Origin of the sequence: Klebsiella sp. Shm-1, from assembly GCF_040804525.1 — a bacterium.
Classification (GTDB): domain Bacteria; phylum Pseudomonadota; class Gammaproteobacteria; order Enterobacterales; family Enterobacteriaceae; genus Klebsiella; species Klebsiella pneumoniae.
On record NZ_CP161823.1, the window covers coordinates 3,490,224 to 3,514,007 of the forward strand.

Consider the following 23,784-nt stretch of genomic DNA (forward strand, 5'->3'; position numbering starts at 1 on the left):
ATATAAATTTAACAACCTGACGCAAATTAACCACTCGCCAGCACGATAGTTTTCACGTTTACTATATGTCCCCTTTCTATCTCTGCACCGTCGTGAGGAAGTATGTCTACCCGTCAGCTTTTACCGCTCATCGGGGCGCTGTTTGCGCTGTATATCATCTGGGGCTCTACCTATTTCGCTATCGCCGTCGGGGTCGCCAGCTGGCCGCCGCTAATGATGGCCGGCATTCGTTTTCTCGCTGCCGGCGTGCTGTTGCTGGGGTGGCTACTGGCCACCGGCCATAAGCTACCGGCGCGTCGTCCGCTGCTTAACGCTGCGCTGATCGGGGTCTTGCTGCTTGCGGTTGGCAACGGCTTCGTGACGCTGGCTGAACATCAGCACGTCCCCTCCGGCATCGCGGCGGTGATGGTCGCCACCGTACCGCTGTTCACCTTATGCTTCAGCCGCTTTTTCGGCATCGCCACCCGTAAACTGGAGTGGCTGGGCATTGCCATTGGCCTTGCGGGTATCGTGATGCTCAACAGCGGAGGCAACCTGAACGGCAACCCCTGGGGCGCACTGCTGATCCTGATTGGTTCCCTAAGCTGGGCCTTCGGCTCGGTTTACGGTTCGCGAATCGTACTGCCGACCGGCATGATGGCGGGGGCAATCGAGATGCTCGCCGCCGGGATCGTCCTGCTGGTGGCCTCATGGCTGAGCGGTGAAACCTTAACCCGCGTCCCTTCCTGGTCCGGGATGGCCGCCCTGGCCTATCTGGCCATCTTTGGCTCGCTGATTGCCATTAACGCCTACATGTTTTTAATCCGCAATGTCACCCCGGCGGTCGCCACCAGCTACGCCTATGTTAATCCGGTGGTCGCGGTGCTCCTCGGTACTGGGTTCGGCGGCGAGAGCCTGTCGCTCATTGAGTGGCTGGCGCTGGCGGTGATTATTTTCGCCGTAGTGCTGGTGACGCTGGGGAAATATCTCTTCCCAGTCCGCAGCGAGGCTACTCCTTGTAAGGCGTCGAAGTAGTCGTCAGTTCGCGGATCCCCTGCGTATCGATCTGCGCGTCGTGTCCGGCGCCGCAGATCCACTCTTCCAGACGCTCGGTGAGCGCCGCATCACTCAGCCTAAGGCGCCCGCGCAGGGCGCATTCCCAGATGATTAATACCCGCCAGCCCTCTTCGGCCAGCTTTTGCCGGTCGCGGGCGTCGCGCGCCACGTTACCGGCGATTTTGTCCAGCCAGAATGCCGTGCGGGTGGCCGGCACCTTAAACAGATAGCAGTCATGGTGATGCCAGAAACAGCCGTGAGTAAAGATAACGCAGCGGTAGTCGGGTAAAGTGAAATCGGGACGTCCCGGCAGCGCGCGATCCTGGGCGACAAAGGTGAATCCCGCCCCGGTCAGCAGCGCCGCTATCCGCTTTTCAATCGCCGTATCGCGCGTGGCGATCGCCCGCATATTTTTACTGCGCGTCGCTTTATCGTGAACATCCGCCATCATTATCATCCGCTTCGCGGCGCGCCACCGCCTGAGCGATGCGCGGCGCCAGGAGTTTCGCCACCGCGGCGAAGACCGGAACCACCACCGAGTTGCCAAACTGACGATAGGCCTGCGTATCCGATACCGGGATGCGAAAACGCGCCCCCTGCGGGGATTCAAAGCCCATCAGCCGGGCGCATTCGCGCGGCGTCAACCGGCGAGGCCGCCGCTGTTGATTCAGCGGATCGTCAAAATGCTTCTCACCGATCGGCCGGTCCCAGCCGCGATCGACGAGAATTTCGGCACCATCTTTATAGTAGCGGGCAGAAAGCGTCCGGGCCACGCTGTGGGGATTGGCGGGGTCAACCAGGCCATAACCAAAGCCATTACCCCGCGCCTGATGCTTACGGGCATAACGATAAAGATATTTCCACAGCACCGGCGTAAGAATAAATTTCGCATCGACCGTCGGCTCCAGTAGCTCGCCAAATGTTGGCCGCACCGCCGGGTACTGCGCCGCGATGTCGCGCAGCGTAAATCCAGCATGCAGCTGCAGATCGCGACGGAAACCCACCAGCACGATGCGCTCCCGGTGCTGAGGCAAGAAATGGCGCCCGTCAATCACCTTCGGGTCATCCGGCCCGGTATGCCCCGCGTCAGCTACTTCATATCCCAGCTCATCCAGCGTCTGCATGATGATACGGAAGGTGCGCCCCTGATCGTGGCTTTTGAGGTTTTTGACATTCTCCAGCACAAAAATCGCTGGCTGACGAGCCGCGATAATTCTCACCACGTCAAAAAACAGCGTTCCCTGGGTTTCGCAGGCAAAGCCATGCGCACGGCCCATCGCATTTTTCTTAGAGACGCCGGCAAGCGAGAAAGGCTGGCAGGGGAAGCCAGCCAGCAGCACATCATGCTGAGGGATAGATTCGCGAATATGCCGCGCCGCCTCCTCGTCGCTAACGTCAGAGCGTTGGCTGAGGGTAATATCGCGGATATCTTCATTAAAACGGTGCTGCTGCGGATCACAGTACCAGTTGGCCTTATAGGTGCGTACCGCGTGCTTGTTCCACTCGCTGGTGAAAACGCACTGCCCGCCGATGGCTTCAAAACCACTGCGGATCCCACCAATACCGGCAAACAGATCGATAAAACGGAACCCATAGTGCGGATGATGGGCCGGCGGCGAAGGCAGGAGCGTCGCCAGATGAGCAACTTCCTGCGGGCGCAAACGCTCCGCCGCGCGGCCAAGCGCCGCCACGCGCTTGAGGATCGCCGCGCTCCAGTGCTGTTCGCCGACGCTCACCAGTTCGGCAACCAGCGTTTTTACATCGTAGATCGTCATCAGCTGACGCAGCAGCGCCTCAGCGTCTTCCCCGGCCTGTTCAGCCAACGACAACGACCTGTGTTCCTTGCTTAACTTTTGCGGCATATCCTCAACCAACGCGGACGATTTTGGCAGAGAGTACCATAAATCACCGGTCGGTTGACGCCTGCGGTGCAAAGCGGCGCAAAACCGCTTCATCCAGCGCCAGCGGCTCCCCCTGCAGCTCCGCGCTGAGCTTAGCCATAAATTCGACGAGAAAACGGGCATTATGCTGCGCCATCGCTTTCCCCTTATCAGTTTGCATGGTTTCCGGCAGGCGCAGAAGTTTGCACTGGAAATGGTCGAGGGCATATTTGCGGTCATCCAGCGCCCGCCGATCAGCAAAAGGATCTTCGGCATCAAACAAGATGGTATTCAGGGCGCCGGCGACAGCGAAGACCCTCGCCAGACCAATGGCTCCCAGCGACTCGAGTCGATCGGCATCCTGAACTATTTTCGCCTCCAGCGTGCGCGGTGGGATCGCCGCGCTGAAGCTGTGCGCCTCGATGGCATGGCTGACCGCCGGGTAACGATCCGCAGGAAAATCAGCAAAGGCCGACTGCAGAATGGCGAGGGTTTTCTCGGCGGCCATCATCGAGGATCGACTTCGCTCCGGATGATTTTTTGGCAAGCTGACGATGTCATGAAAATAGCAGGCCGTGAGGAGTACCAGCCGGTCGACTTCCTCCCCCGCGGCCAGCTGAGTGGCGGTCGCCCAGACGCGACGAAAATGGGACAGATCGTGTGCGGCGTCATCCTGCGCATGGTGCGTCAGTATCCAGCGCTCAAATCGTTGCTGCCAGTCAACCAGGTCCATAGGCTTTCCTTTATCTGAGGGTCAGCCTCGAGCATAGCAATTTTAGCGCTGATGATCCTGCTCGCCGCGGGATGGACGCGTATACCAGACGACCGCGCCGAGAATAGAGCCAATGCCGCCGAGGACCAGCATGCCCAACAGGGCGCCAAGCCATTTCCCGGCCGTTGTTCCAAAATCACCCTCCACGCTGGCGCCGGGAACGCTGTGAATTTTTCCCACTACCCACCAGTAACGCACAATGACCCAGACACAATATCCGCAAAAAGCATACAACGCCCAGAGCGCAAGTTTCCCTCCCGGGCTGCGTTTTGCCTGCTCTTCCATCTCATTCCTCTCCGTGACACAACAGACTATTGTCACTCAAAACGTGACACGCATCACATTATACCGCTAACCTGCGTCACAGGCAGCAGTTTCATCTTCGTCTTCTGCGCCTTCTCGCGACTTATGCTGCCAATGCGCACAGGCTGAAGAGATGTCCTTATTATCTCCCGTACGCTTAAAGCTATTCATTCCTTAATTATCGCAAGCTGGGTTGATAATCCCCTGGATATTTACATTCACACAAAATAAATTCCCATAATGAATAATGTGCTTGATTATTATTTGTGCAATTTATTTCATAAAATTAACAACAACCTACCAAATACACAATAAAGCATTGCTATATAAGAAAATAATTAATTTTGCACAAACATCAAAATTTAATATAAAGAACCACTTAGAAATATTTTGAAATGTTTAACATTATTTATTTACATATTTTATTTTAAATAAAGATGAACTTAGTCGTTAGTATCGGATCGTCATTCCGGAGGGATTGTCATAATTCATAGAAATTATTATTAAAAGGGAATATATAATGAAAAGAAAAGTACTGGCACTCATGGTTCCGGCATTATTAATGGCTAGCGCCGCTAATGCCGCCGAAATCTATAACAAAAACGGTAATAAACTGGACCTCTACGGGAAAGTTGACGGCCTGCATTACTTCTCTGACGACGCTTCAGAGGACGGCGACCAGACCTATGTTCGCTTTGGTCTGAAAGGCGAAACGCAGATTACTTCCGAGTTAACCGGCTACGGTCAGTGGGAATACAACATTCAGGCGAACACCAGCGAAAAAGAAGGCGCGAACTCCTGGACCCGTCTCGGCTTTGCCGGCCTGAAGTTTGCCGACTGCGGGTCGCTGGACTATGGCCGGAACTACGGCGTGGTCTACGACATTGAATCCTGGACCGATATGCTGCCGGAATTCGGCGGCGATACCTACACCCAGACCGACGTTTACATGACCGGCCGTACTAACGGCGTGGCCACCTACCGTAACAGCGATTTCTTCGGCCTCGTCGACGGCCTGCATTTCGCCCTGCAGTATCAGGGTAATAATGAAAACGCCGGTTCTGGCGAAGGCACTAATAACGGTGGGAAACGTAAGCTGGCGCGGGAAAATGGCGACGGTTTTGGTATCTCCAGCTACTACGATCTCGATATGGGCATCAGCTTCGGGGCAGCGTATTCGTCTTCTGACCGTACCCATAACCAGCTGGCGGCCGCGCGTAGCAGCCAGCGTTATGCCAACGGCGATAAAGCCGATGCCTGGACCGTCGGCGCGAAATATGACGCCAATAACATCTATCTGGCCGCCATGTATGCTGAGACCCGCAACATGACCTTCTATGGCAACGATAGTTTTGGCGGAATTGCCAACAAAACGCAGAACTTCGAAGTGGTCGCGCAGTATCAGTTCGACGACTTTAATTTACCGCTGCGTCCGTCCGTGGCCTATCTGCAGTCGAAGGGTAAAGATCTCTACGCCTATTCTCGCTACGGCGACAAGGATCTGGTCAAGTATGTCGACGTGGGCATGACCTACTACTTCAACAAAAATATGTCCACCTATGTGGATTATAAAATTAACCTGCTGGATGAAGACGACCGCTTCTACAAAAACAGCGGTATCGCGACCGATGATATCGTCGCCCTCGGCCTGGTCTATCAGTTCTGATCCCCGTCAAAGCCCGCGTTCAGCGGGCTTTTTTATGTTCCCGCTCCGTTGAGATCACTCTTTTCGACATTGCCGCTTTCCAGGCGTACCTTCCCTCTTTATGATGCGTTTAAGCTCGTTCGGGCTAAAAGCGGCGATAAGGTGCCAAAAGGATAAAGCGCGCTACCGCGACTCTACGCTGAAACCAGGACGATGATGATGGTGATACCCCAGCGCAGGCGTTATACCTGAAGCTAACGGTGTTATTGAAGGGAAGGTTAGAGCAAGAAAAGTGGCGGAGAGAGGGGGATTTGAACCCCCGGTAGAGTTGCCCCTACTCCGGTTTTCGAGACCGGTCCGTTCAGCCGCTCCGGCATCTCTCCGCTGTGATGGTTGCTATAATGCCAGGATCTTTGGCATTTTAATAGCTCCCGTTTCGGTAATTGTGTTCAAGTGACGACTTTGCGAGCAATATGATGTTTAAATGGCCCTGGAAAGCAGATGATGAGTCCGGCAACGCAGAGATGCCCTGGGAGCAAGCGCTTGCCATTCCGGTTTTAGCCCATCTTTCGTCCACTGAGCAGCACAAGCTCACGCAGATGGCTGCCCGTTTTTTACAGCAAAAGCGGCTGGTGGCATTGCAGGGGCTGGAGCTGACCCCGCTGCATCAGGCGCGCATTGCTATGCTCTTTTGTCTGCCGGTGCTTGAGCTGGGCATTGAGTGGCTGGATGGCTTCCATGAAGTGCTGATCTACCCTGCCCCTTTCATCGTCGATGATGAATGGGAGGATGATATTGGTCTGGTCCACAACCAGCGGGTGGTACAGTCGGGACAAAGCTGGCAACAGGGTCCTGTAGTGCTGAACTGGCTGGATATTCAAGACTCTTTTGATGCGTCAGGCTTTAACCTTGTGGTGCATGAAGTGGCGCATAAGCTTGATACGCGGAACGGCGACCGGGCAGCGGCGTGCCGCTTATCCCGTTGCGTGAAGTTGCCGGCTGGGAGCACGATCTCCACGCCGCGATGAACAACATTCAGGATGAGATAGATCTGGTAGGCGAAAGCGCCGCCAGTATTGACGCCTATGCCGCCACCGATCCCGCAGAATGCTTTGCTGTCCTCTCGGAATATTTTTTCAGTGCGCCTGAACTGTTCGCGCCTCGCTTCCCGGCCCTGTGGCAGCGTTTTTGCCACTTTTACCGCCAGGATCCGCTGGCGCGTAGACGTGAGAATGGCCTGCAGGACGAAGGCGATCGGCGCATTGTTCACTAAAACAACGTGTTGAGCTAAATTTAGCCATTTGAATCAGCAGGTTAATTTTAGTGTTGACACAAAAATGCGAGGCCAGTAGTATGCGCCTCGCTCACACGATTCCTCTGTAGTTCAGTCGGTAGAACGGCGGACTGTTAATCCGTATGTCACTGGTTCGAGTCCAGTCAGAGGAGCCAAATTTAAAAATCCCGCTCAGGGAAACCTGAGCGGGATTTTTGCTTTTCGTGATCCTCTCCGCTCCCCAAACATGCAATCTTATCCTGGTGTAGGTGCTATTTTCTTGCTATGAGGCAAGCTGAACGGCCGTGAGCCCCACGCTCCCGCAAAGGCTTAAATAAAGGCGGTTTAACCGTGCCGGACCATACCTGGGTGTAAGGCAATAATGCGCGGTTCCAAAAAAGATCGGCAACACCGCCGCTTCTGACATCTCTCCGCCAGCGGGTATAAGCAGCATCGTACCGTAGGTACCGTCCAAGGTTCCGTATGTGATCCCCGCAGGTGAAAAGCAGCGATGCTGCTCCCAACCTTATGGCTACAGACTTTCGATCCGGCGGTAACCGCTGGGTCTGCCGCTGCGTAGCAGACATGGAGGATGCTGAAAACAGCCTGTCCAGTGCGGCGATGACGCCCAGGGGACGGCTACGGGTGGATGTACCGAGTCCGCTGGCCCGCCTTATTCTGGTGCCGGCGCTTCCGGCTTTCCACGCCCGCTACCCTGATATCCAGATCGACATGGGTGTGAGCGACCGGGTAGTGGATCTGATCGGCGACAACGTGGATTGCGTTCTGCGCGGAGGTCAAATCACCGACCAGTACCTAATCGCACGCCATGTCGGCGATTTGCAAATCGGCGTCTACGTCGCCCCCAGCTATGTGGAACGCCTTGGCGCTCCCGCACACCCGCGCGAGCTGCAAAATACTGACCATTGCATAGTGGGATTCTTGTCCTCACGCACCAGTAAGATTGATCCTTTGGTACTGTGCAGTGAGAATGAACGTATTGAAATCACGGGCAACTACGTACTTGCCGTGGATGATGGCAATGCTTACCTCGAAGCTGGGTTAGTTGGCTTAGGCGTGATTGCGCTGCCCAACTATATGGCGGCAGCGCATCAGGCCGTTAGCGCTTTGATTCCATTATTTACACAATGGCGGATTAGCCCAATGCCTCTGTACCTGGCGTTTCCACCGAACCGCCATGCCAACGCCAAGCTGCGCGTTTTTATTGACTGGATCGTTGAAGTGATGCTGCAGCATGTCCCCATTGCCAACAATCAGTGACGCCATCCCCTGATTCGCTTATCAGCGGCGATGGGGTTCAGCGGTAGTGACTGTGGTCAGGCGTGTTTTGACAATAGGGATTCAGCAGAACTCATCCGTCTTATATTCTGGATAATGGCTATCATAAAGGGGATCTTCGCTTTCATGGACAATGGCAGCCAAAAAAAATCCTCAGTAACAAGATTAAGTCATAGGCATATTTGCAGACTTTATCATCCCCTCCTGAGCATCTCCTGGCGCCTCATTAAAACGCCATCACAGCCACTATTGATAAGTTAAGGATCGGTTTCCCGATCCTTATTCCCCACAACGTTGAATGCATCGTCAGCAAAAAGAGCCTTCTTACAATAGCCGTTAATCAGACTAAACGACCCGCTACAAACTTCCCTGCGCCGCTGTGGCGCTGATATTCACCGGCATGCCGGAGCGGCGCTGCAGGTCTGCTCGACCTGGGCAGGGCTCACAGTCCCCGGCCCCTGGTAAAGTCGCGCAGCGCCGAGGTCATCGGCAAGGGGACTTTTCTGTCGGATTCAAACTCCGCGCGGTTGCGCGACAGCGGACTCGTGCACCTCCAGCCGTGACTGCCGTCCGGCTCCACGCTGTACTTCACCGGCTGATCGATCACTGAACCCGCGTCCCAACCGGCACGTTATCAAACAGGAATTTAATATCGTCATTGCGCAGGCGGATGCATCCCTTGGCTGACGCGCAGCCCGATACAAAGTTGGCATTGTACCGTGGATGGCGTAGAGCCTGCCGATGTAGATCGCATACAGCCCCATCGGATTATCGGGCCCGGGGGCACCATCGCCGCAGCGTTTTGCCCTCTTTCGCATACTCGCGGCGGGTATTGGCGGTTGGCACCCAGGTGGGGCCTTCCTGCTTACGCTCTACTGCCGTCACCCAGTTTACGCGGCGTTTCGCGTCCCGCCTGACCAATGCCGATTGGCAGGACTTCGACGCTATTGCCCCAGCGGCGGGTAATAATAGAGACGCATTTCGGCAACGTTGATCACGAGCCAGCGGCTCAACGCAGAAATCGCTCGGCCTGACGCTTAACCGGGTGGTCGATGGCAAACCACAGTATCAGGATAACTTTGTCACCCTCGCCAACCGCGCCGGTTTCCAGACCTGGTGGTTCTCCAACCAGGGGCAAATTGGCGAGTACGACACCGCTATCGCCAGCATCGCCAAACGGGCGGATGAAGTACAGTTCCTGAAAAACGGCGATTTCGAAGCCAATAAAAACACCCAGGACGAGCAGTTGCTGAAGCTGACCGAGCAGGTGCTCTCAACCCAGCGTACCCAGCCGCAGCTGATTGTCCTGCACCTGATGGGCTCTCACCCACAGGCCTGCGATCGGACCAAGGGCAAATACACGGTTTTCGTTCAGTCGAAAGAGACCTCATGCTACCTCTACAGCATGACGCAGACCGATTCGCTGCTGGCTAAGCTTTATCATCAGTTGCAAAATTCCGGTGACACTTTTTCCCTGACCTATTTTTCCGATCATGGTCTGGCGTTCAAGGAGCGGGGCAAAGAGGTGCAGTATCTGGCGCATGATGATAAGTTCCAGCAGAACTTCCAGGTGCCGTTTATGGTGCTATCCAGCGATGACAAAGCGCATAAAGTGATTAAGGCGCAGCGTTCGGCGAATGATTTCCTCAGTTTCTTCTCCCAGTGGACCGGGATCCAGGCGGCGGAAATCACCCCACGCTATCGGTTTATCTCTGAGCAAAAGGCCGGTCCGGTGTACATCACCAACTTCCAGCTGCAGAAGGTGGACTACGCTCACCTCGGTACCGATGAGTTCACAGTCAATTAATCGCGCCGGCCCGGCCAGTCGCCCGGGCCGGCCGTCAGCAGGCAAAAAAAATCCGCCCCGAGAGGCGGATTTTTCATATCACCGGAGTGATTAGAAGCGGTAACCCACGCCAGCAATCCAGGTGCCGACGTCAACGTTACGAATACGAGACTGCTCGTAGGAGAAGTCCAGAGCAACGTTTTCGATCGGGTTGAACTGCAGACCAGCACCGTAGGAGAAACCGTAGTCGCTCATATCGGATTTATGAGGGTAGTTGTTGTTCTGGAATTTACCGTAACCAACGCCCACTACGCCGTAGATGCTTGCCCAGTCGTTCAGACGGTAAGCCGGACCAGCGGTGATGCCGTAGTACTGACCTTTGTTGTAAGTACCGTTGCTGTTGTTATCCTTCTCGGTGTAGGTGAAGGAACCGATAACGCCCAGCGGGTTGTTATCTTGCTCGTAACGGTATTTCAGGTTGAAACCGCCAGCTTTGTTCGCTTTACCCTGCATGTCGCTCTGCGCGTAACCGCCGGTTACGGTAGAAGTTGCAGCAAATGCAGTGGTACCTACGGATGCAGCCAGAACAACGGCCAGTGCTGAAAGACGTGCAATTTTATTCATAACCACCTCAAATGTGTTTCTAATAAGTCCTAAGCCTTAAATATATCAAAAACTTTTGGGAAACTCTTTGGAGTTTACATTGTCTAACATACTTTTTCATGTAACCAAAAGTTTCCATATTTCTGTAACAATATGGAAAACAACAATTTTTGGCGTTAACTTACATCTTAACGCTCATTAAGAAATTCGCAAGCATCCAGATTAATCCTAACCGCCTGGTGAATTTCTCAGCAGTTTTCGCCATTGTACTGTTTTTGCCCCTGTTTTTTTCAACATTAGCTCAACCGCCGGCAGGTAATTCCAGTACACTGGAACTTTTACCCCTTTTGACAAAACCTGACAGGAGAAAGGATGCCCGGTCCATCCAGAAAAGCGGCGGCATGGTTGCCGATACTGGTGATTTTAGTCGCCATGACCTCGATTCAAAGCGGCGCATCGCTTGCTAAATCGCTGTTCCCGGTGGTCGGCGCCCCGGGCGTCACCGCCCTGCGTCTGGCGCTGGGAACGCTGATTCTGGTGGTGGTGTTCAAGCCATGGCAGCTACGTTTCTCCCCGGCGCAGCGCGTGCCGCTGCTACTGTACGGTCTGGCGCTCGGGGCGATGAACTATCTCTTTTATTTATCCCTGCAGCGCATTCCGCTCGGCGTGGCGGTGGCCCTGGAGTTTACCGGCCCGCTGGCGGTGGCGCTGTTTGGTTCGCGCCGCCCGCTGGATTTTGTCTGGGTGGCGCTGGCGATCCTCGGACTATGGTACCTTCTGCCGCTGGGGCAGAACGTGGCGCAGGTCGATTTAACCGGCGCGCTGTTCGCCCTCGGCGCCGGGGCGTGCTGGGCGGTCTATATTCTGACCGGACAGCGTGCCGGTGAAGAACATGGTCCAGCCACGGTAGCGATGGGGTCGCTCATCGCCTCGCTGGTGTTTGTGCCGTTAGGCATGGCGCAGGCCACCGATACGCTGTGGCAGTGGTCGCTGCTGCCGCTGGGTTTGGGGATCGCGATTCTCTCTACCGCGCTGCCCTACTCCCTCGAGATGATGGCCCTGACGCGCTTGCCGACGCGCACCTTCGGCACGCTGATGAGCCTTGAGCCAGCGTTAGCTGCCCTCTCCGGTATGATCTTCCTCGGTGAAACGCTGAAGCTCTCCCAGACCCTGGCGCTCGGCGCGATCATTATCGCCTCGATGGGCGCCACGCTGACTATGCAACGGCAGAGTAAAGTCGAGCAGGTCGATATCAATTAACATTCTGTTACGGCGCCGGCCCGAGAGAAATCCGGGCCGTTCAGCCAAATATAAATACCTGATATTTAAATATTTTTAAAATAACCAACCACTTTGCGCTATCGGAGTGATATAGCCTGCCGATGCCTCACTCTTGAAAACCCTTGCTATACTTATTTCCGAAGTCATTTGGGACAACGCTCCACATCATTCAGATCTGAAGTGTGATGAGCATCAATATCAAGAGGATATGAAACGATGAGTACCGCAAAACTGGTTAAATCAAAAGCGTCTAATCTGGTCTATACCCGCAACGATGTCGCTGACAGCGAAAAGAAAGCGACCATTGAGCTGTTGAATCGCCAGGTGATCCAGTTCATTGACCTGTCACTTATCACCAAGCAGGCACACTGGAATATGCGCGGTGCGAACTTTATCGCCGTGCACGAAATGCTGGATGGCTTCCGTACCGCGCTGACCGAACATCTGGACACCATGGCCGAGCGCGCGGTGCAGCTGGGCGGCGTCGCCCTGGGTACCACTCAGGTCATTAACAGCAAAACCCCGCTGCAGAGCTACCCGCTGGACATCCATCACGTTCAGGATCACCTGAAAGCCCTGGCTGACCGCTACGCGGTAGTGGCGAACGATGTGCGTAAGGCGATCGACGAAGCAAAAGACGAAGACACTGCAGATATCTTCACCGCGGCTTCCCGCGATCTGGATAAATTCCTGTGGTTCATTGAAGCCAACATCGAGTAAGGCTTTGCCGCCGGCCCAGCGCGGTCGGCGGCGCCTCAGCGTTTCTCCCTGCCCTATATTCCATCCTTTGCTTTTCATCCTCCACTGGCCTTGCACCGTTTCAGGGCACCAGATTGATGAAAATGCGCGCAAAAGTAAAAAGATTGTAATAATCACCTCACACAATCGTTACGTCGAGATTGTTTTCCCATCAGGGTTTGCGCTAAAAATGGGCTGGTCATTCAGCACCCTTATGACGCACCAAAATGACACCCCATCATGGTGCAGTCACTGCCTGAAATGATCGATCTTGTGCAACGACTTACGCTTCGTTTGTTGAAAAACAACAGCTTGTAAAAGTGGCACGATTTTTTCATTAGGCTAGTCGTTCTCGCAGGGGATCGTCCCGTGGATATAAAAGGAAATGCTATGAAGTCTGTATTTAAAGTTTCACTGGCTGCACTGACCCTGGCTTTTGCGGTTTCTTCCCATGCCGCCAATAAGACCCTGGTTGTCGCCACCGATACGGCGTTCGTCCCGTTCGAATTTAAGCAAGGCGATAAGTATGTGGGTTTTGACGTTGACCTGTGGGCGGCTATCGCCAAAGAGCTGAAGCTCGACTACACCCTGAAGCCAATGGACTTCAGCGGCATTATCCCGGCGCTGCAAACCAAAAATATCGATCTGGCGCTGGCGGGGATCACCATTACCGACGAGCGTAAAAAAGCGATCGACTTCTCCGACGGCTACTACAAAAGCGGCCTGCTGGTGATGGTCAACGCCAATAATAACGACATCAAAGATGTCAAAGATCTGAACGGTAAAGTGGTCGCGGTGAAGAGCGGCACCGGCTCCGTTGACTACGCGAAAGCCAATATCAAAACCAAAGATCTGCGTCAGTTCCCGAACATCGATAACGCCTATATGGAGCTGGGAACCGGTCGCGCGGATGCCGTGCTGCACGATACGCCGAATATTCTGTACTTCATCAAAACCGCGGGCAACGGTAAGTTCAAAGCGGTAGGCGAATCACTGGAAGCGCAAAACTACGGTATCGCCTTCCCGAAAGGCAGCGACGAGCTACGTGAGAAAGTGAACGGTGCGCTGAAAACGCTGCGCGACAATGGTACCTATAACGAAATTTATAAAAAATGGTTCGGCACTGAACCCAAATAATAAAAACGTACTTCGCCGGACCGAGGTCCGGCGACACCACAACGGTCTTCCGGCACAGGCTCAGCGGGAGACGGTATTTTGGCGGAGGCTTTCCTCTGCTCTCGACACGGTAACAGGAACGTATTATGCAGTTTGACTGGAGTGCCATCTGGCCTGCCATTCCGATTTTGCTGGAAGGCGCCAAAATGACGCTGTGGATTTCCGTCCTCGGCCTGGCCGGCGGTCTGATAATTGGTCTGGTGGCCGGTTTCGCCCGCTGCTTCGGCGGCTGGATCGCCAACCACATCGCGCTGGTCTTTATTGAAATCATTCGCGGCACCCCGATTGTGGTGCAGGTTATGTTCATCTACTTTGCGCTGCCGATGGCCTTTAGCGATCTGCGCATCGATCCCTTCTCCGCGGCGGTAGTGACCATCATGATAAACTCGGGCGCCTATATCGCGGAAATCACCCGCGGCGCGGTGCTCTCCATACATAAAGGCTTCCGCGAAGCGGGCCTGGCGCTTGGCCTGTCGCGTCGCGAAACCATTCGCCACGTGATCCTGCCGCTGGCGCTGCGCCGCATGCTGCCGCCGCTGGGCAACCAGTGGATCATCAGCATCAAGGATACCTCGCTGTTCATCGTCATCGGCGTCGCCGAACTGACCCGTCAGGGACAGGAGATCATCGCGGGCAACTTCCGCGCGCTGGAAATCTGGAGCGCCGTAGCCGTGATCTACCTGATTATCACCCTGGTCCTGAGCTTTATTCTGCGTCGTCTTGAAAGAAGGATGAAAATCCTGTGATTGAATTTAAAAACGTCTCCAAGCACTTTGGTCCGACCAAGGTGCTACACGATATCTCTCTGAAAATTAATCAGGGTGAAGTGGTGGTCATTATCGGCCCTTCCGGTTCCGGTAAATCAACGATGCTGCGCTGCATCAATAAGCTGGAAGAGATCACCAGCGGCGATCTGATTGTCGATGGTCTGAAGGTCAACGACCCGAAGGTGGACGAACGTCTGATTCGTCAGGAAGCCGGGATGGTTTTCCAGCAGTTTTATCTGTTCCCGCACCTCACGGCGCTGGAAAACGTGATGTTTGGCCCGCTGCGGGTACGCGGCGCCAGCAAGCAGGCGGCAGAGAAGCAGGCGAAAGAGCTGCTGGCGAAAGTCGGTCTGGCTGAGCGCGCGCATCACTATCCGTCCGAACTCTCCGGCGGCCAGCAACAGCGTGTGGCCATCGCCCGCGCGCTGGCGGTGAAGCCGAAGATGATGCTGTTTGATGAACCGACCTCCGCGCTCGACCCGGAGCTGCGCCATGAAGTGCTCAAGGTGATGCAGGATCTGGCGGAAGAGGGCATGACGATGGTGATTGTGACCCACGAAATCGGCTTTGCCGAAAAAGTGGCCTCGCGACTAATCTTCATCGACAAAGGACGAATTGCTGAAGACGGCAATCCCCAGGAGCTGGTGAAGAACCCGCCCAGCCCGCGCCTGCGTGAATTCCTGCAACACGTCGCCTGACCCGCAACGGCTCTCTCCCCCACGATGAGAGCCGCTTTTCCAGAATCCTCTTCCCTCCCCTTCCGCCAGCGGCTTCTATACTTACCCGTTTACGTTGCAACGGAGGTGCCCATGCCGTGGATCCTGCTTTTGCTCGCTGCACTGTTTACTGCCCCGCTTTCCGCCGCCACCCTCCCCGGCGTGCCGACGGCTAACACTGATAAAAACAGCGCCAGCGAACCCGATGTGGAACAGAAAAGAGCGGCTTATGCCGCACTGGCCGATGTGCTGGCCAACGACTCCGCCCGTCAGGAGCTCATTGACCAGCTGCGTAAAGCAGCCGCCACGCCGCCGCCCGACAGCACCCCGACGCTGACGCCACCGGCGGTGAAAGAAGAGACCACGGTACTGGAGAACGTCACCCAGATAAGCCGGGAATATGGCGAACAGCTCTCATCACGCTTTTCCCAGCTGTGGCGCAATATCACCGGCTCACCGCATAAGCCCTTTAATCCGCAAACCTTTACCAGCGCGGCCTGGCATTTTTTACTGCTGGCCGGGCTGGTGTTTGCCTTCTGGTGGCTGGTACGCCTCGCGGCGCTGCCGCTGTATCGCAAAATGGGCGAATGGGGACGGCATAAAAACCGCGATCGCGGTAACTGGCTCCAGCTGCCCCTGACCATCGCCGGGGCGTTTATCATCGACCTGCTGCTGCTGGCGCTAACCCTGTTTGTCGGTCAGCTGCTAAGCGATCGCCTGAATGGGAATAACCCTACCATCGCCTTCCAGCAGAGCCTTTTCCTCAACGCCTTCGCGCTGATCGAGTTTTTTAAAGCTATTCTGCGGCTCATTTTCTGCCCGCGCATTCCTGCCCTGCGGCCCTTTAACCTCAGCGACGAGGCCGCGTCATACTGGAGCCTGCGCCTGAGCGCGCTCAGCAGCCTGATTGGTTACGGTCTGATCGTCGCGGTGCCGATTATTTCCAATCAGGTGAATGTTCAGGTTGGCGCGCTGGCTAACGTCGTCATCATGCTGTGCATTACGCTGTGGGCGCTGTACCTGATTTTTCATAACAAAGCGGTGATTACTCAAGGGTTGATCCACCTGGCCGACCACTCACTCGCTTTCTTTAGCCTGTTTATCCGCGCCTTCGCGCTGGTCTGGCACTGGCTGGCCTGCGCCTACTTTGTGGTGCTTTTTTTCTTTTCGCTGTTCGACCCGGGCAACAGCCTGAAATTCATGATGGGCGCCACCCTGCAAAGCCTGGCGATTATCGGCGGCTCGGCGCTGGTGTCTGGCATCCTGTCGCGCTGGATAGCCAAAACCATCACCCTGTCGCCCGCCACTCAGCGCAACTACCCTGAACTGCAAAAGCGGCTAAATGGCTGGATCTCCGCCTCGCTGAAGGCGGCGCGCATTCTCACCGTCTGTGTCGCCATCATGCTGCTGTTGAGCGCCTGGGGCCTGTTTGACTTCCGGGAATGGCTGCACAACGATGCCGGGCAAAAAACGGTGGATGTGCTGATCCGCATCGCCCTGATCCTCTTCTTCTCCGCCATTGGCTGGACGGTTCTGGCCAGCCTGATTGAAAACCGGCTGGCATCGGATATTCATGGCCGTCCGCTGCCCAGCGCGCGGGCCCGGACGCTGCTGACGCTGTTTCGCAACGCGCTGGCGGTGGTGATCAGCACCATCACGGTGATGATCCTGCTCTCGGAAATTGGGGTAAACATTGCGCCGCTGCTGGCGGGCGCCGGGGCGTTAGGGCTGGCCATTTCGTTTGGTGCGCAAACCCTGGTCAAAGACATTATCACTGGCATATTTATCCAGTTTGAGAACGGGATGAACACCGGCGACCTGGTCACCATCGGCCCTTTGACCGGCACCGTGGAACGAATGTCGATTCGCTCCGTGGGGGTACGTCAGGATACCGGCGCCTATCACATTATTCCCTGGTCCTCGATCACCACCTTTGCCAACTTCGTGCGCGGCATTGGCTCGGTTGTGGCTAACTATGACGTTGACCGCCATGAGGATCTGGATAAAGCCAGCCAGGCGCTGAAGGCGGCGGTGGACGATCTGCTGGCCCAGGAGGAGATCCGCGGTCTGATCATTGGCGAACCGTCGTTCGCCGGGCTGGTGGGGCTGAGCAATACCGCCTTTACGCTACGCGTCAGCTTCACCACCCTGCCGCTGAAGCAGTGGACGGTGCGTTTTGCCCTCGACACCCAGGTGAAAAAGCACTTCGACCGCGCCGGGGTTCGCGCGCCGGTACAGACCTGGCAGCAGCTGCCGATGCCGGGCGCCGACAGCCCGGCCGCCGAGTAGCGTTAGAATGGATGACGGCGTTTGGCGTCGTCCATAAAGCTCCAGGCGATAAAGCGACTTTGCTTTTGCCCCTGGGCCATCTCCTTTTTCACCACTTTCACTGCGCCGACCTCGGTCAGCAGGCGGTAGAGCGGCGGCAGATTATCGCCGCGCGATACCAGCGAGGTAAACCATTTCACCTGGCGGGCGAAGGCCTGGCTTTCGCGGATCATCTGCGAGATAAAGGCTACTTCGCCCCCTTCGCACCACAGCTCCTGCTGCTGACCGCCAAAATTGAGGCCGCTTTCGGCGCCAAGTCCGAGGTTGCGGCGCTTGCGCTCGCCCCCCGCCCGGGCGCTCTCTGCGGAGTCATGGAACGGCGGATTACACAGCGTGGCGTCGTAGGCCTCGTTTTTATGGATCACGCCGTGAAAGATAGCCTGGCTCTCTTTTTGCCGGCGCAGGCGGATCTGCCGGGTCAAGCCCGGGTTGCCATTGATAATCGCCTGCGCGCTGGCGAACGCCTGCGGGTTGATTTCACTGCCGGTAAAGCGCCAGCCATACTCGTGAGCGCCGATCAGGGGATAGATGAGGTTGGCGCCGGTGCCAATATCAAGGATCGTGGCATCCTTCGGCACCTCGCCGCTATCCCCGGCCAGCAGATCCGCCAGATGATGAATATAGTCGGCCCGCCCAGGCACCGGCGGACAGAGAAAGCCGTCAGGAATGTCCCAGTGTTTGACCGCGTAGAAATGCGCCAGCAGCGCTTTATTCAACGCCTTCACCGCCTGCGGATTGGCAAAATCAATGGTCTGCTCACCCAGCGGATTGAGCGTAATGTAGCCCTGCAGGTCAGGATGGGCCTGGCAGAGCGCGGGCAGGTCGTAGCGTTGATGGTGGCGGTTACGCGGGTGTAACCCCGGTTTCTGGGCTTTCATGACAATCTCCTTTGAACAGCCGCGTAAGATACCCGTTGACGGCGGCGCGGTAAATAAGGGAGTCTGGATATCTCCATTATCCGTGACAGGTGCAGCATGTACTTTTATCAACCTTCGCAGGGCCACGGCCTGCCGCATGACCCGCTGAACGCGATAATCGGGCCTCGCCCGATAGGCTGGATCGCCTCGCAGGACGCCGAGGGCCAGCGTAATCTGGCGCCATACAGCTTTTTTAACTGCTTTAACTATCGGCCGCCAATCATTGGTTTCGCCAGCAGCGGCTGGAAAGACAGCGTGCGAAATATCGTCGAAACAAAGGAGTTTGTCTGGAACCTGGCGACGCGACCGCTGGCCATGGCGATGAATGAAACGTCAGCCTCGATTCCGCACCATGAGGACGAATTCGTGCGCGCCGGCCTCACCGCCGCCGCCAGCCGCCTGGTCAGCGCTCCCCGGGTCGCGGAGAGTCCGGTGAACTTTGAGTGCCGTCTGTCGCAGTGTATTCAACTCACCACCGCCGACGGCAACCCTGTCGATACGTGGCTGGTGCTCGGTGAAGTGGTTGCCGTGCATATTGATGAATCACTGCTGGACAACGGTATCTATCAAACCGCCCGGGCCCAGCCGATCCTGCGCGCCGGTGGCCCGAGCGCCTATTACGGTATTGATGACAGCCTGCGCTTTGACATGATCCGCCCTGACGCCCGTTAAATAATCTACCGGCCAGAGTAGCGCTCCCCTGCGCCGGTAGCATGCAAAACGCACTGTTTTGCATTAAACATTCCCTGTCGCGCGGTCTGGAAAGACCTACACTTAAGCTATGTCCCATGCGGTTTATGAGGATATGCTGATGAAATTCGTCTCGCTGCTGTTCGCCGCGGCGCTCACCGCTCATGCCACCGCGGCCTCTCCCCTGCCACCGCCACCCGTACTGCCCTATGCCGGGCCGCTCCGCCCTGTCGGCACCGTCTCAGCCTTCGGTGCCAGCACCCTGGACGACCTGGCGGCCGCCCTCGCGGATAAGGCCCACCGTCATGGGGCGATAGCCTGGCGGATCAATGCCGCCAGCAGCGGTAACCGGCTGTACGGTTCAGCTATAATTTATCAATAACCTTTTACAGGAGGCAGACGATGGCATCAGGTTGGGCAGGCGACGGCGCCGTACAGGATCAGATCGACAGCACTATTGACGATGCGGTGGCACGCGCCCGCCGCGAGCTTCCGCGCGGCGAAAGCAACAAATTTTGTGATGAATGCGGAGAGCCGATTCCGGAGGCCCGGCGACAGGCCATCCCAGGGGTCAGATACTGCGTGAAGTGCCAGAAGGAGAAAGATTTACATAACAATACATTTTCAGGATATAATCGTCGCGGCTCAAAGGATAGCCAGCTACGTTGACTTTCCTTTACCGTTTATGACAGCCTTTCGCATTATCTTTTCGCGCACACTTTTTGGCGGAAAAAGTCGCAATATGTGCCCTTAAGCGCGCCGGTGTTCCTCGCTTCGCCGTCAGACGAAAAGAAGGAGAAATAATTTATTAATAATCAGTAAATTATTAATCATTCAAAAAATTCGATAAAGACTGTGAATTTACTTCGATTTTATCTCCCGCAGAAAAGCGTGATACTTATCACATCGACGGAACATCGTCCCCTGAACAGAACAACCTGCGAGAGACTAACTATGAAAAACATCAAATATGCTGCCGCTGCCATCGCTCTGACTGCTCTTTCCTTCGGCGCCTTTGCCGCCGAACCGGTTACCCCCGCTCAGGCTGAAAGCATGAATAAGATCGGCGTGGTGTCTGCGCAAGGCGCAACCACTTTAGATGGTCTGGAAGCAAAACTGGCTGCTAAAGCCGAAGCCGCTGGCGCGACCGGCTACAGCATTACTTCCGCTAACACCAACAACAAACTGAGCGGTACTGCGGTTATCTATAAATAATCGCTGCACCCATCTGTAAGCCACTGAATTAACCCTGAAAAGACCTTTAATACCCTTGCCTTGCCCGTCCGAGCCACCGGACGGGCTTTTTTTATCCTGCAGATCCGATCACCAACAGTCGTTGACGAGGCTGAGGCCCTGCTCCAGCGAGGTGACTTCCCCGCAGGCCACCAGACAGCAGGCAAGCTGGATCTTCAACGAGTTGGGCACCGGTTCGACGCCAGCGACGCAGCGTTCAATCCAGCGCGCGGTGACCTCAGGGTCTTTCGAGGTCGGCAGGACCACCGCCTCCGCTGCCATCTCAGTCTGGCGTTCGTACAGCACCCGCACGCCCTGCTCATCAATCAGGCTGATCTGCGGACAGCGCTGCGGGTTGGCGTACACTTCGCCCTCGGTACCATGCATCAGCAGCGCGCGGCCACCGGTCTCGCGAAAGAAGTTCGCCACCCGGGGAACATATTCCGGATGCGACACGCTGGAGAGACGCAATGCCTCCCCTTCGCCAAACGGCGTGGCCAGCTTGGCCAGGGTATGGGCGCTGTTGCGTACGCCCATCCGCCAGCGCATCGCCAGCTGTTTCTCCAGCGGCGGACAGAAGGCCCCCACCGGGATATACACCGGTTCATGGCCCTCCAACTGCGCCTGAGCCTGTCCGGCGTGCAGGGTGGCCGGAATGTCCAGCAGGGTAAAAATGGTTTCGGTCAGCACCCGGGTGGGATCGTGACTGACGCCGTGAACCACCACCGGAAATCCCAGCTTGTGCAGGAGCATCGCCAGCAGCGGCGTGAGGTTCGCCTGCTTGCGCGCGCCGTTGTAGCTGGGGATAACGATCGGCATCGGCTTGCCGGCCGGCGGGGTCAGGCGCAGCGTATGCTGCTGCATCGCGGCGTAAAAACCTTTCATCTCCGCTTCGCCTTCGCCTTTAATGCGCAGGGCGATTAATATTCCCCCCAGCTCCAGCTCCGGCACCTCGCCGTTCAGCATCCGCGCGTAGAGCGCACGGGCGGTCTCTTGATCGAGATCGCGGGCATGATTCTTACCGCGACCCACCTCTTTTATAATTTTGCTGTACTCCATGGCTCCCCCTGGTGCATCACGCGCCGGCGTCAGCGACGTTTGCGGCCCGTCTGTTTTGCTGTCTGTTTTGCTTTCCGTTTTACTATAACCTCCGGAACGCCCGGCTGCTCTATGGGAAAAACAGGTAACGCGTTCAGTAGACGCGCGCCGTAGTTTTTGGTCAACAAACGCTTATCGTAAATCACCACCTCTCCCCAGCAGTTATGGCTACGGATCAAACGCCCCACCTGCTGAATAAGATTAAAGGAGGCGCTGGGCAAACTCTGTACCTCGAAGGGATAACGATTGAGGCTTTTCAGCCATTCGCCTTCGGTGATCACTACCGGGCTGTCGATGGGCGGAAAAGCGATTTTATGGATATGCACCTGGCTTAGCAGATCGCCTTTTAAATCGAGACCTTCGGCAAAGGACTGCAGACCCACCAGCACGCTGCGCTCGCCGCTTTCCACCCGTTTGCGATGCAGCTCCACCAGCCGGTAGCGCGGCTGGTCGCCCTGCACCAACAGCATCAGGCGCAGATCGGTCACATGCTCGAGGAAGCGGTTCATCGCCCGCCCGCTGGCAAACAGCACCAGCATCCCGAGATGTTTTTTGCTCTCCACCTGCTGGCGAAAATAGGCCGCCATCTCGGCAATGTGCTGCTCTTCGTTATCCATCAGCGGTTCATAACGCATTTGAGGAATAATAATTTTCCCCTGCTCCACGTGGTTGAACGGCGAATCCAGCGCCACGAAGCGGTCCCCCGCTTTCTCCTTCAGACCGCTCATCTCCTGCAGGCGCGAGAAGCTGTTTAGCGAGCGCAGCGTCGCTGACGTCACCACGATATGCGGCACGCTGCGCCACAGCAGCCGTTCAAGCTGATCGCTGACGCGGATCCCGACGCAGTGGAACCAGACGTGGATCTGGCCATCGCGCACCACCCGCGTCGCCCATTTGGTTACCGGCGCGCCTGAGGACTGCGCCAGCGACGCCAGGCGCCACAGCTTGCTTTGGCTTTCAAACATGCCAAGGGCGCGGTTCATCTGCAGCAGCACCCGATGCAGGCGCATCACGTCATGGCTGCCGGTCTTTTCGCTGAGATCGTTCAGGAACAGCTCCGCCAGGCCGCGCAGCAACTCGGTGAGCTTCGCCAGCCGCTGGCAGATCTCCATCACCTCCTGCGGCAGTTCGCCCATCGGGAAGCGATGCTCCGCTTCCTGACCGGCGGGCATATAGAGATTGAGAATATTATTCAACGAGGCAATCAGCTCGAAAAGCTCTTCGCAATGAGCGGTGAGCCGCTCCGGATTGGCCAGCGGCGGCGTGGTTTTCGGACGAAACTGCTCCATGCAGGTGGCCACCAGCTTGCAGAACAGATCCAGCTGCAGGCGAAACCAGGGGGCGGTGATCTCGGCGCTCATCTCCAACGCGTCGCGGGCGACGTCCGGCAGATGATGGCCTTCATCGAGGACCAGCAGCAGGTTTTTCGGCTCCGGCAGCACCGCTTCGCTCTCCATCGCCGCCATCACCAGCGCATGGTTGGCCACCACCACTTCCGCCTCCTGAATTTCCCGCCGCGCCACAAAGAACGGGCACTCGCGATAGTAGTGGCAGTTGCGGTTCAGGCAGCTGGCCTTATCGGTGCTCAGCCGACTCCATAGCCCATCGTCGATGGCTTTGTCGGTATGGTCGCGCAGGCCGTCCCAGCGGTAGCTGTCGAGATCCTGCTTCAGGGTCGCGCACAGCTTCTGCTCCGCCTGATTATTCGGGGTGAGATCGTCATCGAGAAAGGCCAGCAGATCCTGCTGCGACGGCTCGGTGCTGGCCAGCGCCGTCAGGTTGCGCGGACAGACGTAGCGTCCGCGGCCAAAGGCGGCGGTAAAGCGCAGGTCGGGAATGATTTTACGCAGCAGCGGCAGGTCCTTACTGTAGATTTGATCCTGCAGGGCGACGTTGGCGGTGCTGACCACCAGCGTTTTTTGTTCCTCGCGGGCGATGGCGATGCCCGGGATCAGATATGACAGCGTTTTGCCGACGCCGGTCGGCGCTTCGATAGCCAGATGCCTGCCCTCTTCCCCGGCAAGGGTTTTCGCCACATCGGCGATCATCTGCCGCTGCGGGGGACGCGGAATAAAGTCCGGGATCTGTTCCTGAAGCGCCTTATACCAGGCGGCGATTTGCGCTTTCAGCGCAGCGGTCAAAGCCATGAGAAAACCTGAATACTGTATAAACAGCCACTATTGTGCCATTTTTGCCCGCCCGGAGGTATTGCTTTCTGCGGAGTGTGGAAGCCTGCTCGACAAA

21 protein-coding genes, 2 tRNA genes and 4 pseudogenes are annotated in these 23,784 nt (G+C 56.3%); 17 read left to right on the top strand and 10 right to left on the bottom strand.

Features of this window, described 5'->3' with window-relative positions; translation table 11 throughout:
* Nucleotides 1-102 precede the first annotated feature (102 nt).
* Entirely contained in the window at nt 103-1,014 is a 912-nt protein-coding gene (yedA, locus tag AB1E37_RS17200; protein WP_004899215.1) for a drug/metabolite exporter YedA, read from the top strand.
* Here the strand turns inward: yedA and AB1E37_RS17205 are convergent.
* The 4 genes from AB1E37_RS17205 to drpB all read right to left on the bottom strand — a co-directional run bounded on the left by AB1E37_RS17205 (nt 989) and on the right by drpB (nt 3,972).
* Nucleotides 989-1,483 (bottom strand): very short patch repair endonuclease, encoded by a 495-nt coding sequence (locus AB1E37_RS17205; RefSeq protein ID WP_004200342.1) that lies wholly within the window; start codon nt 1,481-1,483, stop codon nt 989-991. The genes yedA and AB1E37_RS17205 overlap by 26 nt on opposite strands.
* The gene (locus AB1E37_RS17210; RefSeq protein ID WP_075201672.1) at nt 1,464-2,864 is read right to left on the bottom strand and encodes a DNA cytosine methyltransferase; all 1,401 of its coding nucleotides are present in this window, start codon (nt 2,862-2,864) and stop codon (nt 1,464-1,466) included. Before AB1E37_RS17210 ends, AB1E37_RS17205 begins: the two co-directional genes overlap by 20 nt.
* Before the next feature lie 76 nt (nt 2,865-2,940).
* Nucleotides 2,941-3,648: a phosphohydrolase gene (locus tag AB1E37_RS17215; protein ID WP_002911594.1), complete on the bottom strand. Its 708-nt coding sequence runs from the start codon at nt 3,646-3,648 to the stop codon at nt 2,941-2,943.
* A 42-nt stretch (nt 3,649-3,690) separates the two neighbouring features.
* The gene (drpB, locus tag AB1E37_RS17220) at nt 3,691-3,972 is read right to left on the bottom strand and encodes a cell division protein DrpB (RefSeq protein WP_004151461.1); all 282 of its coding nucleotides are present in this window, start codon (nt 3,970-3,972) and stop codon (nt 3,691-3,693) included.
* A gap of 538 nt (nt 3,973-4,510) precedes the next feature.
* Here drpB and ompC point away from each other — a divergent pair.
* Nucleotides 4,511-5,656 (top strand): porin OmpC, encoded by a 1,146-nt coding sequence (gene ompC, locus AB1E37_RS17225; RefSeq protein ID WP_002911596.1) that lies wholly within the window; start codon nt 4,511-4,513, stop codon nt 5,654-5,656.
* Between the two features lie 272 nt (nt 5,657-5,928).
* On the opposite strand, the gene AB1E37_RS17230 is transcribed toward ompC, so the two are convergent.
* A tRNA-Ser gene (locus AB1E37_RS17230) sits at nt 5,929-6,018 on the bottom strand.
* Between the two features lie 90 nt (nt 6,019-6,108).
* Between AB1E37_RS17230 and mtfA the strand changes: the two are divergent.
* The 4 genes and pseudogenes from mtfA to AB1E37_RS17250 all read left to right on the top strand — a co-directional run.
* Nucleotides 6,109-6,908: pseudogene (mtfA, locus tag AB1E37_RS17235) on the top strand (DgsA anti-repressor MtfA).
* A gap of 100 nt (nt 6,909-7,008) precedes the next feature.
* Nucleotides 7,009-7,084, top strand: a tRNA-Asn gene (locus tag AB1E37_RS17240).
* Nucleotides 7,085-7,436: 352 nt separating this feature from the next.
* Nucleotides 7,437-8,189, top strand: a complete 753-nt coding sequence (locus tag AB1E37_RS17245) for a LysR substrate-binding domain-containing protein (protein ID WP_014599202.1) — start codon at nt 7,437-7,439, stop codon at nt 8,187-8,189.
* A gap of 30 nt (nt 8,190-8,219) precedes the next feature.
* Nucleotides 8,220-8,415, top strand: a pseudogene (locus AB1E37_RS17250) (hypothetical protein); the annotation flags it as partial.
* 149 nt (nt 8,416-8,564) lie between these two features.
* On the opposite strand, the pseudogene AB1E37_RS17255 reads toward AB1E37_RS17250, so the two are convergent.
* Nucleotides 8,565-9,208 (bottom strand): annotated as a pseudogene (locus AB1E37_RS17255) (L,D-transpeptidase family protein); the annotation flags it as partial.
* Between AB1E37_RS17255 and AB1E37_RS17260 the strand changes: the two are divergent.
* Nucleotides 9,208-10,014: pseudogene (locus AB1E37_RS17260) on the top strand (phosphoethanolamine transferase); the annotation flags it as partial. The pseudogenes AB1E37_RS17255 and AB1E37_RS17260 overlap by 1 nt on opposite strands.
* 90 nt (nt 10,015-10,104) lie before the next feature.
* Here the strand turns inward: AB1E37_RS17260 and ompX are convergent.
* Nucleotides 10,105-10,617 (bottom strand): outer membrane protein OmpX, encoded by a 513-nt coding sequence (gene ompX / locus AB1E37_RS17265; protein ID WP_002895845.1) that lies wholly within the window; start codon nt 10,615-10,617, stop codon nt 10,105-10,107.
* A gap of 351 nt (nt 10,618-10,968) precedes the next feature.
* On the opposite strand from ompX, the gene rhtA reads away from it, so the two are divergent.
* From rhtA to ybiO, 6 genes are all read left to right on the top strand, one after another.
* Entirely contained in the window at nt 10,969-11,856 is an 888-nt protein-coding gene (gene rhtA, locus AB1E37_RS17270; protein WP_004223808.1) for a threonine/homoserine exporter RhtA, read from the top strand.
* 237 nt (nt 11,857-12,093) lie between these two features.
* On the top strand, nt 12,094-12,597 hold the full coding sequence (gene dps, locus AB1E37_RS17275; protein WP_002895841.1) for a DNA starvation/stationary phase protection protein Dps: 504 nt from the start codon (nt 12,094-12,096) through the stop codon (nt 12,595-12,597).
* Between the two features lie 408 nt (nt 12,598-13,005).
* Nucleotides 13,006-13,752, top strand: a complete 747-nt coding sequence (glnH, locus tag AB1E37_RS17280) for a glutamine ABC transporter substrate-binding protein GlnH (protein WP_002895839.1) — start codon at nt 13,006-13,008, stop codon at nt 13,750-13,752.
* Nucleotides 13,753-13,877: 125 nt separating this feature from the next.
* Nucleotides 13,878-14,537, top strand: coding sequence for a glutamine ABC transporter permease GlnP (gene glnP, locus AB1E37_RS17285; RefSeq protein WP_002895837.1), 660 nt, complete (start codon nt 13,878-13,880; stop codon nt 14,535-14,537).
* Nucleotides 14,534-15,256 carry a glutamine ABC transporter ATP-binding protein GlnQ gene (glnQ, locus tag AB1E37_RS17290; RefSeq protein ID WP_032447432.1) on the top strand — a complete coding sequence of 241 codons (723 nt, stop codon included), beginning with the start codon at nt 14,534-14,536 and terminating at the stop codon, nt 15,254-15,256. The genes glnP and glnQ overlap by 4 nt, the downstream gene beginning before the upstream one ends.
* 111 nt (nt 15,257-15,367) lie before the next feature.
* Nucleotides 15,368-17,563, top strand: a complete 2,196-nt coding sequence (gene ybiO, locus AB1E37_RS17295; protein WP_032447431.1) for a mechanosensitive channel protein — start codon at nt 15,368-15,370, stop codon at nt 17,561-17,563.
* 2 nt (nt 17,564-17,565) lie between these two features.
* Here the strand turns inward: ybiO and rlmF are convergent, their stop codons facing one another.
* Entirely contained in the window at nt 17,566-18,480 is a 915-nt protein-coding gene (gene rlmF / locus AB1E37_RS17300) for a 23S rRNA (adenine(1618)-N(6))-methyltransferase RlmF (protein ID WP_004223804.1), read from the bottom strand.
* Between the two features lie 96 nt (nt 18,481-18,576).
* Between rlmF and AB1E37_RS17305 the strand changes: the two genes are divergently transcribed.
* The 4 genes from AB1E37_RS17305 (at nt 18,577) to ybiJ (ending at nt 20,424) form a co-directional block, all read left to right on the top strand.
* Nucleotides 18,577-19,191, top strand: coding sequence for a flavin reductase family protein (locus AB1E37_RS17305; RefSeq protein ID WP_002895828.1), 615 nt, complete (start codon nt 18,577-18,579; stop codon nt 19,189-19,191).
* A 139-nt stretch (nt 19,192-19,330) separates the two neighbouring features.
* Nucleotides 19,331-19,591, top strand: a complete 261-nt coding sequence (locus tag AB1E37_RS17310) for a YdgH/BhsA/McbA-like domain containing protein (protein ID WP_004223802.1) — start codon at nt 19,331-19,333, stop codon at nt 19,589-19,591.
* A 20-nt stretch (nt 19,592-19,611) separates the two neighbouring features.
* Nucleotides 19,612-19,878, top strand: coding sequence for a DksA/TraR family C4-type zinc finger protein (locus tag AB1E37_RS17315; protein ID WP_032447430.1), 267 nt, complete (start codon nt 19,612-19,614; stop codon nt 19,876-19,878).
* 285 nt (nt 19,879-20,163) lie between these two features.
* Nucleotides 20,164-20,424 (top strand): DUF1471 family protein YbiJ, encoded by a 261-nt coding sequence (gene ybiJ, locus AB1E37_RS17320; protein ID WP_004176772.1) that lies wholly within the window; start codon nt 20,164-20,166, stop codon nt 20,422-20,424.
* Between the two features lie 108 nt (nt 20,425-20,532).
* Here the strand turns inward: ybiJ and ybiB are convergent, their stop codons facing one another.
* Together ybiB and dinG are read right to left on the bottom strand one after the other, a co-directional pair.
* Nucleotides 20,533-21,501 carry a DNA-binding protein YbiB gene (gene ybiB, locus AB1E37_RS17325; RefSeq protein WP_032414711.1) on the bottom strand — a complete coding sequence of 323 codons (969 nt, stop codon included), beginning with the start codon at nt 21,499-21,501 and terminating at the stop codon, nt 20,533-20,535.
* Nucleotides 21,502-21,530: 29 nt separating this feature from the next.
* Nucleotides 21,531-23,687 carry an ATP-dependent DNA helicase DinG gene (gene dinG / locus AB1E37_RS17330; RefSeq protein ID WP_032447429.1) on the bottom strand — a complete coding sequence of 719 codons (2,157 nt, stop codon included), beginning with the start codon at nt 23,685-23,687 and terminating at the stop codon, nt 21,531-21,533.
* Nucleotides 23,688-23,784 lie beyond the last annotated feature (97 nt).